Below are 815 nucleotides of genomic sequence, written 5' to 3'. Positions count from 1 at the left end.
TTGTTTAAGACGTAATCCCAGTTACCGTCAGCATCAATTGAGAAGCTACCGTAATTACCATCAGCAACATCAGTTTGTACTTGGAATGCTGCTTGACCGTCATCGACATCTGAAATTGAAAGAGTACCTGAAACTGCTTCGACAGTATTACCGTCCGCATCGCTTGCACCATCTTCGGTGACAGTCGCACTATCTGAATCGCCATTAGCTAAATCCACTGTAATATCAGCCGGATCGTTAGCACCAACAATGGTGATAGTGATGTTGTGGGTTGCAGTGCCATCTGCTGAAGTTACTGTGATCGTGCGAGTTAAGGTTTCGCCTTCAGTCAGTGATTGCACATCGATATGATCGTTGTTTAGTACGTAATCCCAGTTACCGTCAGCATCAATTGAGAAGCTACCGTAATTACCATCAGCAACATCGGTATGTACTTGGAATGCGGCTTGACCGTTATCGACATCGCTAATGGTTAATGTGCCAGAAACTGCTTCTACGGTATTACTGTCCGCATCGCTTGTACCATCTTCGGTGACAGTCGCACTATCTGAATCGCCATTAGCTAAATCCACTGTAATATCAGCCGGATCGTTAGCACCAACAATGGTGATAGTGATGTTGTGGGTTGCAGTGCCATCTGCTGAAGTTACTGTGATCGTGCGAGTTAAGGTTTCGCCTTCAGTCAGTGATTGCACATCGATATGATCGTTGTTTAAGACGTAATCCCAGTTACCGTCAGCATCAATTGAGAAGCTACCGTAATTGCCATCTGCAACATCAGTTTGTACTTGGAATGCGGCTTGACCGTCATCGAC

General features: G+C 45.3%; 1 protein-coding gene. It reads right to left on the bottom strand.

All coding sequences use genetic code 11. From position 1 onward, the window contains the following. A partial coding sequence (locus G3R48_RS17125) for a VCBS domain-containing protein (RefSeq protein ID WP_212593428.1) occupies positions 1–815 on the bottom strand: 815 nt, incomplete at both ends.

It is taken from the genome of Shewanella intestini, assembly GCF_018221465.1.
Classification (GTDB): domain Bacteria; phylum Pseudomonadota; class Gammaproteobacteria; order Enterobacterales; family Shewanellaceae; genus Shewanella; species Shewanella intestini.
This window is presented reverse-complemented; position numbering and strand designations above follow the sequence as displayed.